Origin of the sequence: Pseudorhizobium marinum, assembly GCF_000705355.1 — a bacterium.
GTDB lineage: Bacteria > Pseudomonadota > Alphaproteobacteria > Rhizobiales > Rhizobiaceae > Neorhizobium > Neorhizobium pelagicum.
The window spans coordinates 12,888-25,099 of the sequence record NZ_JMQK01000008.1 but is presented as its reverse complement, the minus strand read 5'-3'; the positions used below and the strand labels follow the sequence as shown (position 1 = coordinate 25,099).

The following is a 12,212-nucleotide window of genomic DNA, read 5'->3' as shown; positions in this document are numbered from 1 at the left end:
GCGGAGGCTGGGATCAGGGCATGGCAATCACGCTTATTCGGCGGCAGTGTCTTTTGCAGCCTCGTCGCCGATGAAGCCGCCGGACTGGCGGCTCCAGAGATCGGCATAGATGCCGCCGGAATTGGCAAGCTCCTGGTGCGTTCCCGTCTCGACAATCCGGCCCTTGTCGAGGACAATCAGCCGGTCCATCTCCGTCAGCGTCGACAGCCGGTGCGCGATCGCGATCACCGTCTTGCCTTCCATCAGCGAGAACAGGTTCTCCTGGATCGCCGCCTCCACCTCGGAATCGAGCGCAGACGTCGCCTCGTCGAGAACGAGGATCGGCGCATCCTTGAGGAAGACCCGCGCGATCGCGATCCGCTGCCGCTGGCCGCCCGAGAGCTTGACGCCGCGCTCGCCGACATGGGCATCGAGCCCGGTGCGGCCCTGCATGTCGGACAGCCCCTGGATGAACTCCCAGGCATTGGCCCGCCGGGCGGCCTCGATGATCTCGGCGTCGCTCGCCTGAGGCTTGCCGTAGGCGATGTTGTCGCGGATCGACCGGTGCAGCAGCGAGGTATCCTGCGTCACCACGCCGACGAGCGCCCGCAGGCTCTCCTGCGAGACCTGCGAGATGTCCTGCCCGTCGATGGTGATGCGCCCGGACTCCAGATCGTAGAAGCGCAACAGGAGGTTCATCAGCGTCGTCTTGCCGGCACCCGAGCGTCCCACGAGACCGATCTTCTCGCCCGCGCGGATGTCGAGCGTCAGGTCGTCGATGACGCCCTCCGTCTTCCCGTAGTGGAAGCGGACGTTCTCGTAGCGGATATGCCCCTTCTTCGTCTCCAGCCGGGTAGCAGTCGGAACGTCCGTCACGTCATGCGGCTTCGTCATCATCGACATGCCGTCGTAGACCGTGCCGATCGCTTCGAAGAGCGCCGAGACTTCCCACATGATCCACTGCGACATGCCGTTGATGCGCATGGCAAGGCCGATCGCCACCGCCACAGAGCCGACGGAAACCTCGCCGGTCAGCCAGAACGATATGCTCGCCGCCGCCACCGCAAAGATGGTCAGCGCGTTGTTGATGTCGACGCAGATGTTGAGGAGCGAGATCTGCCGCATCTGCCGGTGCACCGTGCCGAGGAACTCGTCCATGCCTTCGCGGGCATAGCTTTCCTCGCGGCCGGCATGGGAGAAGAGCTTCACCGTGCCGATGTTGGTATAGCTGTCGACGATCCGGCCGGTCATCATCGAACGGGCGTCCGCCTGCTCGCTCGACGACTTCCTGAGCTTCGGGATGAAGTACCAGAGGATCAGGCTGTAGAAGACGAACCACATCACCAGCGGCACGACCAGCCGCCAGTCGACGACCAGCACCAGCGCCAGCATCGAGATGAAGAAGCTGATCGCATAGACGAAGACGTCGATGATCTTCATCACCGTCTCGCGGATGGCAAGCGACGTCTGCATCACCTTGGTCGAGACGCGGCCGGCGAACTCGTTGGCGAAGAAGGTCATCGAGTGCCGCAGCAGGAAGCGGTGCATCTGCCAGCGGGCGATCATCGGGAAATTGCCGGCCAGCACCTGGTGCATGGTCATCGTATGGATGGCCCCGGCAAGCGGCAGCACCAGCAGCAGGACAACCGCCATCCACGTCAGGCGGCCGCCCTCCTGCTGCAGGAAGGTGGCGCGGTCGGCGTCCGACAGCCAGTCGATGATATTGCCGAGGAACTGATAGAGGAAGACTTCCGCCACCGCTATGACCATCGAGCAGATGCCGAGCAGCAGAAGCCACGGCCAGGTCGGCTTCGTGTAGTGCCAGCAGAAGGCGAACAACCCCTTCGGCGGCAGCCCGGGCGGGTCGGCCGGATAAGGGTCGACACGGCGTTCGAACCAGGAAAACATCATTATCTCCAAAAGGCTGGCGTCGGAACCGCATCCGCGGAGACACGCGAACGTCGGGACACCGGAAACTGGGACCGAGGCCGGGAACGGCCACGAGGGGAATCGGAAAATTTCAGGATGCGAAGGGCCGCAGAACGCCTAGCGCGTTGCAGGACACATCCGAGCCGGAAGGCGGGTGCGCACGGCTATATCCATGTAGGCCTCCTGAGGCTCGCATTAAACACCTTGTCCTTTTAGCGCTCCGCCGCGGCGATGGAAAGATCAAACTGCCACGACCGTTCAGACGCGATTGCTCTCCACCTTGGCTGTTGCCCCGTGGGCACGGTGGGCGGGCGAAGATCTTTGACGGAGGAAGTCCGCTGGCGTATGACCCTGCTCATGTCCAGTCTCCGCATCGCCCTCTATCAGCCTGATATCCCCGGCAATACCGGCACGATCCTGCGGCTTGCCGCATGCCTCGGCCTCGGTGTCGACATCATCGAGCCGGCAGGCTTCGACATCTCGGACCGCAACCTGAAGCGGGCGGGCATGGACTATCTGGCAAGCGTGTCGCTGGTCCGGCATGTCGACTGGCAGGCTTTCGAGACCTGGCGCGCCGCAAGCGGGCGCCGCCTCGTCCTCGCCTCCACGAAAGCCGCAACGCCCTATGTCGAGCATGCGTTTCTCGCCGATGACATCCTGCTCTTCGGCCGCGAGAGCGCCGGCGTGCCTGACCATGTCCACGAAGCGGCAGCGGCCCGAATACTCATCCCCATGGTGGAAGGCCAGAGATCGATCAATGTCGCCGTGTCTGCCGCCATGATCGCCGGCGAGGCCCTGCGCCAGACCAGTTGGTCCGCGTAAGAACCATCGGAGCAATGCCTAGTCTGCCGTCGGCAACCGGCGCATCGTGAACTCGATCTGGCCGCCCTCGAGCTGCCGCCAGCTTTCGACCTCGGTCCAATAGGCTTGCTTGGGAAAGGCATCGAACCATTCGCGCGCCTTGTGGCGGGCCTCCTCGCGGGACATGCGGAAGGTCTCGCGGACAAACATGCCGGAGGTCCGGCTCGACGTTTCCTGCCGATGCCGGTCAATTCTACGCTTCAAGCCGTCGAGCGGCGGCGGGGTGAACTTGGCCATGCACTACCTCTCTGAGCTGAAGATAATGCGGGAATTCCCGCTTTGCGAGTCGGAAATCTCGCACTTTTTCCTGAAGCCGGCCGCTCGGAATGGTTCGCGAAAGCCATAGCTGTTAAAGGCTTTCGGAAAGAGGAATCAGCAATCGAGGTGTGCGACGATGGAACGGCCAGTTTTGCCCAGGGACCTGCCGGACGACCTCGAGGACAAGAAGGTCATCGCCCGCCAGTGGTTTGAAAGCCTGCGCGACACCATCTGCGCCTCCTTCGAAGCGCTGGAGGACGAGCTAGCCGGCCCGCTCTCCGACCAGCCCCCGGGCCGCTTCGTCGCCAAGGACTGGCTGCGGGAAGAGGGCAAGGGCGGCGGCGGCCGGATGTCGATGATGGAAGGGCGCGTCTTCGAGAAGGTCGGCGTCCACACCTCGACGGTACACGGCGAGTTTTCGGCCGATTTCCGCAGCCAGATGCCCGGCGCCGACGAGGATCCCCGCTTCTGGGCCTCCGGCATCTCGCTGATCGCCCATCCGGTCAACCCCAATGTTCCGGCCGTCCACATGAACACCCGCATGGTCGTCACCACCAGCCAGTGGTTCGGTGGCGGCGCCGACCTCACCCCGGTGCTAAACCGGCGGCGGACGCAGGAAGACCCCGACAGCGCCCTCTTCCACCGTGCCATGGAGATCGCCTGCCGGCGCCACGAGACGGTCGCCGACTACGAACGCTACAAGGCCTGGTGCGACGAATACTTCTTCCTGAAGCACCGCAACGAGCACCGCGGCATCGGCGGCATCTTCTTTGACTGGCTGCATTCCGACGCGGAGAAAGGCGGCTGGGACGCGGACTTCGCCTTCGTCCAGGATGTCGGGCGCGCCTTCAGCATGGTCTATCCGCGGATCGTGCGCACCAACTTCAACGAGCCGTGGACGGAAGCGGATCGTGACGAGCAACTGATTCGGCGGGGCCGTTACGTGGAGTTCAACCTCCTCTACGACCGCGGCACCATCTTCGGATTGAAGACCGGAGGGAACGTCGAATCCATCCTGTCGTCGATGCCGCCGGTCGTGCGCTGGCCCTGATCCGGAAATTCACACAATATGTCACATTGCTAACATTTGGCATATTCAGACTCTGGCTTTGATGTTAGCGTTCTCCTGTCAGCACCGGAGGAGAAACGCCATGATCGCGTCAGACAGCATGCCAGTGCCTCGCAAGTCCCTGCCCGATGGAGGATCGGAACGGGGGCGTCTCATGGACACTCCCGAATTTGTCGAGAAGCTCGCAAAGGAGCTTCGCCAGCGAAGCGATCCCCACCTGCCCCACGAGTTCTATCTCGAGCAGGTCAGGCGGCAGCTGGCGGGACGTGCGGGCCTGTCGGGCACCGCCGCCCGTGACGCAGTGCTCGGCTCGCGGAAGACGCCCCTGCAATCGGCGTCCGTGTTCCGCGCCTGGGCCATGCCCGAATAAAGACGGGAACGCTCAAAGCCTTCTCTTGTTAACCACACAAGGACGGCGTGCCGGACTTTGCGTCGCCCTTGGCCACCAAAGGAGGATTCGATGAGACTGTTCGAATGCGGAACCCTGGTGCCCGGCTGCCCGTGGCACACACGCGCAAACGAGGATGCGGAAGTGGTGCGTCGCGCCGTCGAGCATCTTCGCACCACCCATGGTGAAGAGATCATCCGCGAAAACATGGTCGAGAACATCAAGGCCCGGATCCGCGACGACGCCGAAGCAGCCTAGTCGCCGCGGCCCGGTTCTTCCCGGACCATCTCCTCGAGCCGGGCGGCAAGCGTCGCCCGGTCCAGCGAGAAGTTGCGCTCGACCCAAAGGGTCTCCAGCGTCGAAAGAATCTCCCCGACCCGCTTTCCGGCCGGAATGCCGGCCGCTAGGACGTCTGCGCCCGTGAGTGGGAAGACTGGCTTTTTGTAGCGCTCGCAACGATCCAGAAGCACCGATAGCCGTGCCGCCTTGCGCATCGCGACCGGATCGCCTTCGGCGGAGCTGCGGGCGATGGAGAGGTCGAGCCTCAACCGCACCGAAAGCCCCTCCGGCCCGTGCCGGTAGAGAAGCCGGTCGAAGCCGACGTCCGTGATTTCGTCGGGAAGCGTCGGCGCGGTCGCAAATCGCTGCAATCGCCCCGCATCGGCATTGGACAGGCGCAGCCGCTTTGACAGTGCCTCCAGGCGCGCCGCATCCGGCGGCACGATGCCGGCAAGCCGCACCAGCGGATCGGGCGTCCACTGGAGTGCCTGCTCCGTCACCACCAGACCGTGGATGGCATCGATTCCCCACTTCTCGGTTTCCGGCAGGACTTCGGTCAGCACGCCGGTCTGCCGCATCCACAGGAGCGCCCGCGATGGATCGGGCGCCGCCAGCAGCTTTTTCATCTCCGCCCAGATTCGCTCGGCAGACAGCGTCTTCAGCCTGTCCTTGGCCTTCGCCGAAGCTCTCAACCCATCCGCATCCGGTCGTCCGCTGCCGTAGTAGGCAAAGAAGCGGAAGAACCGCAGCACGCGCAGATAGTCTTCCGCAATGCGGGTCGCGGCATCGCCGATGAAGCGGATCGTGCGGGTCTCGATGTCGCCGAGCCCCCCGACCAGATCGATCACCTCGCCGTCCGCATCCGCGTAGAGCGCATTGATCGTCAGGTCGCGCCGCTCCGCATCGGCCGTCCAGTCGGTGCCGAAGGCCACCTGCGCATGCCGTCCGTCGGTTTCCAGGTCCCGACGCAGCGTCGTGACCTCATAGCCTCGCCCCTCGAGCACCAGCGTCACGGTACCGTGGTCGATGCCGGTCGGCACTGCCTTGATCCCTGCCGCCTTTGCCCGTTCGATCACCTGCTCCGGCACCAGTGTCGTGGCGATATCGATGTCGCCGACCGGCAGCCCCATCAGCGTGTTGCGCACGGCCCCGCCGACGACACGCGCTTCACCGCCCTCCCCGTTCAGGAGTGCGAGGATGCGGGTCAGGGCCGGATCCTGGAACCAGGCCTCGTGGGCGACTGAAGTCATGCATAAAGCCTTTCGTAGAGGGTCCGCACGATGCTGGCGGTGATGCCCCAGATGGTCCGTTCCTCGAAGGAAAACTGGTAGAAATGCCGTTCGCTGCCGTCCCAGACCCGGCTGCCGCGCTGATGGTTCTTCGGGTCCATCAGGAAGGACAGCGGCACCTCGAAGACATCGTCCACCTCGTGCGGGTTGAGCTTCAGGTCGAAGCCGCGCTGGACGACCGACAGGATCGGCGTGATCCGGAACCCTGTGGCGGCAAGATACTGCGGCAGGCGCCCGACCGGCTCGACAAACTGCGGCGCCAGGCCGATTTCCTCTTCCGCCTCGCGCAGCGCCGCCTCTTCCGGAGAAACGTCCTCCGGATCGATCGCGCCGCCGGGAAAGGCGATCTGCCCGGAATGCTTGCGCATCGTCGCGGTCCGCTTGGTGAAGATCACCTTGGCCTCGTCGCCGTCGTCGACGACCGGCACCAGGACGGCGGCATCGCGCAGATGCAGCCCCTCGACGATCGGCATCAGGCTCGGGTTGAGCAGATGATCGCCGTGGTCGCGCCACGACTGGTCGATCGGACCGCCGTTCTGGTTGAGCGCCCGCGCGCGAAACACCTCGGCGGAAAATAGGCCAGCCTCATTCATGCGAGAGCCGGTCCAGTTCGGCAGCCGGCATGACCGGGAACACCTCGCCCCCCGACCGGATCGCGAACATGGCGACGCCATCCATGTCGATCGTCTCGCCCAGTTCGACCAGGTCGTACATGAGGGCCCGCGAGACGAGCGCCTCGAGCCGTCCCCGCACCATGAGATAGGGCTTCAATTCACTGTTACCGTCAGCCATCTCGAAGCGCAGCGGATGGTCGGTGCCAGCCTCCACCACGTCGCCGACATTGGTGCGGAAAACCAGCGTCTTTTGCCCGTCCTTCTCCGACACGCGCATCTCGACGGCGAGGAACGGCGCATCCTGGACCCGGATCCCAACCTTTTCCACAGGCGTGACGAGATAGGTCCTGCCGTCCTCGTCCTTGCGAAGAACCGTTGAAAACAGGCGCACCAGTGGCTGCCTGCCGATCGGCGTGCCCGTGTAGAACCAGGTGCCGTCGGCACGGATTTCCATGTCCAGATCGCCGCAGAACGGGGGATTCCAGCGCTCGACAGGGGGCAGACCGGGTTTGCCGCCCGCTTTCAGGTCCGAGGCGCGTGCAATCATCGCGGCAAGGCCCGCGGCGTCAGACGCTGTCTGAATGGTGTCGTCTGCCATCTTTCAGTCCCGGTTCCGCTTTAAATCATTCTGTCACGAGATAGTCATTCCGGACGTTCTTGTCAGCCGCTCCGGCGGGAATAAGTTTATGTGGATGTGGCGAATGCCGCACTGCAGCGATTCGCAGCCCGGCATGACGCCGTGGTCCACGCCCGATGGAGAGCGCAAATGGGTATGATGAATTCCACCGAAGCCGTTCTCGACGAGAAGGCCGTCATTGCGGCCGCCGAACGGGCGCTGGCGGATGTCGCCGCGGTCCGAACCGAAGTCGGCAAGGTCATCTTCGGCCAGGAGCAGGTGGTGGAAAACACCATGCTGGCGCTTCTCTCGGGCGGCCATGCGCTGCTCGTCGGCGTTCCGGGCCTCGCCAAGACGAAGCTGGTCACCACGCTCGGCACGGTTCTCGGCCTTCAGGCCAGCCGCATCCAGTTCACGCCCGACCTGATGCCCTCCGATATCCTCGGCTCCGAAGTCATGGATCAGGACGAGAACGGCCGCCGCTCCTTCCGCTTCGTCAAGGGCCCGGTCTTTGCCCAGCTGCTGATGGCCGACGAGATCAACCGCGCGTCGCCCCGCACCCAGTCGGCGCTGCTGCAGTCCATGCAGGAGTACCACATCACGGTGGCCGGCCAGCGCTATGACCTGCCCGCCCCCTTCCACGTTCTGGCAACGCAGAACCCGCTGGAGCAGGAAGGCACCTATCCCCTGCCCGAGGCCCAGCTCGACCGCTTCCTGCTTCAGGTCGACGTCCTCTACCCCGAGCTCGATGCCGAACGGCAGATCCTTCTCGAAACCACGGGACGCTCCGAGGCCAGGCCGCGCGAAGTGATCGTGGCGGGCAGGCTGCAGGAAATCCAGTCGCTGATCCGTCAGATGCCGGTGAGCGATAAGGTCGTCGACGCCATTCTGAGCCTCGTCCGTTCGGCACGTCCGGGCCATGGCAATGCCACCACCGACAAGAACGTCGCCTGGGGGCCTGGTCCCCGCGCCGGCCAGTCGCTGATGCTGACCGCCCGTGCCCGCGCACTTTACGAAGGCCGTCTGGCGCCCTCGCTGGATGACGTCTACGCGCTCGCCGAGCCGGTGCTGCAGCACCGCATGGCGCTCACATTCGCGGCCCGTGCCGAAGGCATGTCGGTCCGCGACGTGGTTGCCGGCCTCGTCAAACAGGCGCGCGGCTGACGCGGCCACGGCCATAGAAAGGACCCCGCGTGGCATCCATCGGCCAGATCGTTGAGCAGACAACAGGCGGCGAAGTCCTCTCCCGGGCAAGGGCTCGGGCCGCCCTTGTTCCCGACTGCATGGTCGAGGCAAGACGCATCGCCAACACCGTGATTGCCGGCTGGCATGGCCGCCGCAAGCGCGGCATCGGTGAAAACTTCTGGCAGTTCAGGCCCTATGCCGAGGGCGAAAGCCTCGCGGCGATCGACTGGCGCCGGTCCGCCCGCGACGACCACACCTATGTGCGCGACCGCGAATGGGAAGCGGCCCATACCGTCTGGCTCTGGGCGGACCTGTCGCCCTCGATGATGTACAAGTCCACCTTCGGCGCCGTCTCCAAGGAAAGTCGAGCGCTTGTGCTGATGCTGGCGCTGGCCGAGATCCTGGCCCGCTCCGGCGAACGCATCGGCTGTCCGGGCATCATGGAACCGGTGTCCGCCCGCAATGCCGCCGAACGGCTGGCAACGGCCATCATGCATGCGCCGCAGACCGCCGGCCTGCCGGAGACGGGGATGATCCGCGGCCACAGTGACATCGTCCTGATCGGCGATTTCCTCGATGACGCCGACCGGATCATGGAGCGCATCACGCCGCTTGCCCGGCGCGGCCTGCGCGGCCATGTCGTCGAGATCGCCGACCCGGCGGAAGAAACCTTCCCCTATTCCGGGCGCACCGAGTTCACCGATCCGGAAACGGGCGAGAAGCTTGTTTCCGGTCGCGCCGAAACCGTCCGGGAGGATTATCGGCGGGCCTATCTGTCGCGCCGGGAGACGCTGGGTGAATCGTTGCGCCGCCTCGGCTGGAGCTTCGCCTTCCATCGCACCGATCATCTGGCCTCCGAAGCCCTCGTCACGGTCCACGGCTATCTGTCGGGACTGCCGGCCGGGGGTATCAATGGTGGGACCCGGACATGAGCGCATTTGCCTTCGCCAATCCGGCCATCCTGATCGGCCTCCTCGCACTTCCGGTCATCTGGTGGCTGCTCCGGCTGACGCCGCCCCGCCCGAAGAGCGAAGTCTTCCCGCCGCTGCGGATCCTCGCCAGCGTCCTCAAACGCGAGGAAACGCCGGCCAACAGCCCCTGGTGGCTGACACTGCTGCGCATGGCGCTGGCAGCAGCCATCATCCTGGCGATTGCCAATCCGGTAATCAACCCGCGCGCCAACTCGTTGAACGGCAGCGGGCCGCTCGTGCTGCTCGTCGACAACAGCTGGGCCACCGCCCCCGATTGGGATCGCCGCGTGCAGACGGCCGAGGCACTGATCGCTGATGCAGAGGATGCGGGCGTGCCGGTCTCGGTGACCTTCACCGCCGACACCACCCATGACGCCGTGCCCGGCAGCGCCGCCGCCGCGCGCGAAAAACTGGCCGCCGCAGCTCCAAAGCCGCTGGTGCCGGATCGGGAGCGCGCCGCAGCCGCCGTCACCGAAGCGATCAAAGGCACGCGGCCCGGCACGGTCGTCCTGCTCTCGGACGGCGTCGCCAACGCCGCCGACGAAACCGCCCTCGACGCCCTCGCATCGCTGTCGCCGGCGGAGATACGGGTCATCGAAGGCGACGGTGCCCGCACGATCGCCCTGACCGAGGCGACCAACAACGCCGATGCGATGTCCGTGACCGCCACGCGCCTGGTGACAGGCATGCCGCGGAGCATGACCGTCAACGCGCTGGACCCGCAGGGCCGCGCCCTCGCCTCCGGCACGCTCGACTTTGCCGCCGGCGCCGCGACCGCGACGGCAGAGATCTCGGCGCCCTTCGAGCTGCGCAACGACTTCGCGCGTCTGGCCGTCGCCGACCTCGCCACCGCCGGCTCCGTCCGCCTGCTCGACGACGGCTTCCGGCGTCGGCGCGTCGCGCTGATTTCCGGCGACAGCGGCAGCGACTTCCAGCCCCTGCTGCAGCCGCTCTACTACATCAGCCGCGCGCTGCAGCCCTATGCCGACCTGATCGAGCCCACCACCGCCGATCTCTCCGTCTCCATCCCGCAGATCCTCGAGGGCAATCCCTCGGCCATCGTCATGGCCGACGTGGGCCGCCTGCCGGCCGACGTCTATGAGCCGCTGCAGCAGTGGATTTCTCGCGGCGGCACGCTGATCCGCTTTGCCGGCCCGCGCCTCGCCGCCGCCCCGGCTGACGATCCGCTGGTTCCGGTGATCCTGCGCCAGGGCGAACGTGCGCTGGGCGGCGCCATGTCCTGGTCGGAGCCGCAGGCGCTGGCCGATTTCCCGGCGACCGGTCCCTTCGCCGGACTGCCGCGAGCCGGTGACATCACCGTCAACCGCCAGGTTCTGGCCGAACCGACCCCCGATCTCGCCGACCGCACCTGGGCAAGCCTCGCCGACGGAACGCCATTGGTGACCACAAGGGAACAGGAGGCCGGACGCATTGTTCTCTTCCACACCAGCGCTGAAGCCACGTGGTCGAACATGCCGCTGTCGGGGACCTTCGTCGAGATGTTGCGCCGGCTCGTGCAGATGGCGCGCGCCGGAGGTGCGGCCAGTGCGACGGCGGATACTGCTGCCGCCCTGCCACCCTTCCGCCTGCTGAACGCCGACGGCACCCTGACCACCGAGACCGGCATCGCCCGGCCGATCACCATCGCGGCGGGTGCTACGCCCGTCGCCAGCTTCGACCATCCACCCGGCCTCTACGGGACGGAAGATGGCTTCAGCGCCGTCAACCTGCTGGCGCCCGGCACCGAGCTTCAGCCCTTCAACGCCAGCCTCGACGGCGTGAACGTCGTCCGCGAAGGCCTGATCGGCGGAGAGGCGCAGTCGTTGCGGCCGCTGCTGTTTGCGCTGGCCTTCCTCTTCATCGTCCTCGACAGCCTCGTGGTGCTCTTCATGAACGGCGCATTCTCCCGCCTTCCGCGGCCCGGCCGCTCCGCGGCCGCCGGGCTTGTCGCCTTGGCAGGCCTGCTCCTCGTCGCCCATCCCGGCGAGGGTCTGGCGCAGGATGCGCAGCCCGGCGACGACGTCATCATGGAGCATCTCGACACCACCCATCTCGCCTATGTCGTCACCGGCGAAGCGGAGGTCGACCAGCTTTCCGAGCAGGGCCTGCAGGGCCTGACGCAGTTCCTGACCTACCGGACGACGCTGGAGCCCGGCGCGCCGGTCGGCGTCGACATCGCCACCGACGAGCTCGCCTTCTATCCGATCATCTACTGGCCGATCTCCGCCAACGCCCCCATGCCGTCCCAGGCCGCGATCTCGCGCATAGATGCCTATATGCGCAATGGCGGCACCGTGCTCTTCGATACCCAGGATCAGTATTCCGGCCTCAACAGCTCCGGCATGACAACGCCGAACGGCGAGCGGCTTCAGGCAATCCTCGGCAATATCGACATTCCTCCTCTGGAGCCGACGCCGGAGGACCATGTCCTGGCGCGCTCCTTCTACCTGCTAAACGATTTTCCCGGCCGCTACGCCGGAAGCCCGCTCTGGGTCGAGGCGCGGCAAGAAGCCGCCCAGACCGGCAGTGAACTCTCCTCCTCCGGCGACGGCGTCACCCCGCTCCTGATCACCGCCAATGATCTCGCCGGCGCCTGGGCCGTCGATGCGCAGGGAACGCCGGTGCTGCCGACCGTCCCCTCGGATGCGATGCAGCGCGAATACGCCTACCGCGCCGGCGTCAACATCATGATGTACATGCTCACCGGCAACTACAAGGCCGACCAGGTGCATGTCCCGGCGCTCCTCGAGCGGCTCGGCCAATAGGAAACCTGA

At 65.6% G+C, this 12,212-nt stretch carries 12 protein-coding genes; 7 read left to right on the top strand and 5 right to left on the bottom strand.

Annotated elements, in window-relative coordinates; all coding sequences use genetic code 11:
* Positions 1 to 33 precede the first annotated feature (33 nt).
* Positions 34 to 1,887, bottom strand: coding sequence for an ABC transporter ATP-binding protein (locus EO99_RS0111010; RefSeq protein WP_029618692.1), 1,854 nt, complete (start codon positions 1,885 to 1,887; stop codon positions 34 to 36).
* 378 nt (positions 1,888 to 2,265) lie between these two features.
* Here EO99_RS0111010 and EO99_RS0111005 point away from each other — a divergent pair, with 378 nt between their 5' ends.
* Positions 2,266 to 2,730, top strand: a complete 465-nt coding sequence (locus EO99_RS0111005) for a tRNA (cytidine(34)-2'-O)-methyltransferase (RefSeq protein WP_029618691.1) — start codon at positions 2,266 to 2,268, stop codon at positions 2,728 to 2,730.
* Between the two features lie 18 nt (positions 2,731 to 2,748).
* Here the strand turns inward: EO99_RS0111005 and EO99_RS0111000 are convergent, their stop codons facing one another.
* Positions 2,749 to 3,006 carry a hypothetical protein gene (locus EO99_RS0111000; RefSeq protein ID WP_029618690.1) on the bottom strand — a complete coding sequence of 86 codons (258 nt, stop codon included), beginning with the start codon at positions 3,004 to 3,006 and terminating at the stop codon, positions 2,749 to 2,751.
* A 157-nt stretch (positions 3,007 to 3,163) separates the two neighbouring features.
* Between EO99_RS0111000 and hemF the strand changes: the two genes are divergently transcribed.
* From hemF to EO99_RS0110985, 3 genes are all read left to right on the top strand, one after another.
* A complete protein-coding gene (gene hemF / locus EO99_RS0110995; RefSeq protein WP_029618689.1) occupies positions 3,164 to 4,078 on the top strand; it encodes an oxygen-dependent coproporphyrinogen oxidase in 915 nt (304 codons plus the stop codon).
* A 100-nt stretch (positions 4,079 to 4,178) separates the two neighbouring features.
* Entirely contained in the window at positions 4,179 to 4,466 is a 288-nt protein-coding gene (locus EO99_RS0110990; RefSeq protein ID WP_029618688.1) for a hypothetical protein, read from the top strand.
* A 90-nt stretch (positions 4,467 to 4,556) separates the two neighbouring features.
* Positions 4,557 to 4,742 carry a DUF1059 domain-containing protein gene (locus tag EO99_RS0110985; protein ID WP_029618687.1) on the top strand — a complete coding sequence of 62 codons (186 nt, stop codon included), beginning with the start codon at positions 4,557 to 4,559 and terminating at the stop codon, positions 4,740 to 4,742.
* Here EO99_RS0110985 and EO99_RS0110980 read toward each other — a convergent pair.
* From EO99_RS0110980 to EO99_RS0110970, 3 genes are read right to left on the bottom strand one after another with little or no spacing between them, the layout of a single operon-like run.
* Positions 4,739 to 6,013, bottom strand: a complete 1,275-nt coding sequence (locus EO99_RS0110980) for a CCA tRNA nucleotidyltransferase (protein WP_029618686.1) — start codon at positions 6,011 to 6,013, stop codon at positions 4,739 to 4,741. The two genes, EO99_RS0110985 and EO99_RS0110980, sit on opposite strands and share 4 nt — an antisense overlap.
* Positions 6,010 to 6,645, bottom strand: a complete 636-nt coding sequence (locus EO99_RS0110975) for a CoA pyrophosphatase (RefSeq protein WP_029618685.1) — start codon at positions 6,643 to 6,645, stop codon at positions 6,010 to 6,012. Before EO99_RS0110975 ends, EO99_RS0110980 begins: the two co-directional genes overlap by 4 nt.
* Positions 6,638 to 7,264, bottom strand: a complete 627-nt coding sequence (locus EO99_RS0110970) for a DUF1285 domain-containing protein (protein WP_029618684.1) — start codon at positions 7,262 to 7,264, stop codon at positions 6,638 to 6,640. Before EO99_RS0110970 ends, EO99_RS0110975 begins: the two co-directional genes overlap by 8 nt.
* Before the next feature lie 168 nt (positions 7,265 to 7,432).
* On the opposite strand from EO99_RS0110970, the gene EO99_RS0110965 reads away from it, so the two are divergent.
* Genes EO99_RS0110965 through EO99_RS0110955 form a run of 3 tightly spaced genes read left to right on the top strand, consistent with a single transcriptional unit; the run spans position 7,433 to position 12,203 of the window.
* Positions 7,433 to 8,446 (top strand): AAA family ATPase, encoded by a 1,014-nt coding sequence (locus EO99_RS0110965; protein WP_029618683.1) that lies wholly within the window; start codon positions 7,433 to 7,435, stop codon positions 8,444 to 8,446.
* A gap of 29 nt (positions 8,447 to 8,475) precedes the next feature.
* Positions 8,476 to 9,399, top strand: coding sequence for a DUF58 domain-containing protein (locus EO99_RS0110960; RefSeq protein ID WP_029618682.1), 924 nt, complete (start codon positions 8,476 to 8,478; stop codon positions 9,397 to 9,399).
* Entirely contained in the window at positions 9,396 to 12,203 is a 2,808-nt protein-coding gene (locus tag EO99_RS0110955) for a DUF4159 domain-containing protein (protein WP_029618681.1), read from the top strand. The genes EO99_RS0110960 and EO99_RS0110955 overlap by 4 nt, the downstream gene beginning before the upstream one ends.
* Positions 12,204 to 12,212 lie beyond the last annotated feature (9 nt).

Coding starts and splice junctions, on each gene's coding strand:
- EO99_RS0110970 (WP_029618684.1), bottom strand. CDS start 7,264: ATGGCAGACGACACCATTCAGACAGCGTCTGACGCCGCGGGCCTTGCC.
- EO99_RS0110990 (WP_029618688.1), top strand. CDS start 4,179: ATGATCGCGTCAGACAGCATGCCAGTGCCTCGCAAGTCCCTGCCCGAT.
- EO99_RS0110975 (WP_029618685.1), bottom strand. CDS start 6,645: ATGAATGAGGCTGGCCTATTTTCCGCCGAGGTGTTTCGCGCGCGGGCG.
- EO99_RS0110955 (WP_029618681.1), top strand. CDS start 9,396: ATGAGCGCATTTGCCTTCGCCAATCCGGCCATCCTGATCGGCCTCCTC.
- EO99_RS0111010 (WP_029618692.1), bottom strand. CDS start 1,887: ATGTTTTCCTGGTTCGAACGCCGTGTCGACCCTTATCCGGCCGACCCG.
- EO99_RS0110965 (WP_029618683.1), top strand. CDS start 7,433: ATGGGTATGATGAATTCCACCGAAGCCGTTCTCGACGAGAAGGCCGTC.
- EO99_RS0111005 (WP_029618691.1), top strand. CDS start 2,266: ATGTCCAGTCTCCGCATCGCCCTCTATCAGCCTGATATCCCCGGCAAT.
- hemF (WP_029618689.1), top strand. CDS start 3,164: ATGGAACGGCCAGTTTTGCCCAGGGACCTGCCGGACGACCTCGAGGAC.
- EO99_RS0111000 (WP_029618690.1), bottom strand. CDS start 3,006: ATGGCCAAGTTCACCCCGCCGCCGCTCGACGGCTTGAAGCGTAGAATT.
- EO99_RS0110985 (WP_029618687.1), top strand. CDS start 4,557: ATGAGACTGTTCGAATGCGGAACCCTGGTGCCCGGCTGCCCGTGGCAC.
- EO99_RS0110980 (WP_029618686.1), bottom strand. CDS start 6,013: ATGACTTCAGTCGCCCACGAGGCCTGGTTCCAGGATCCGGCCCTGACC.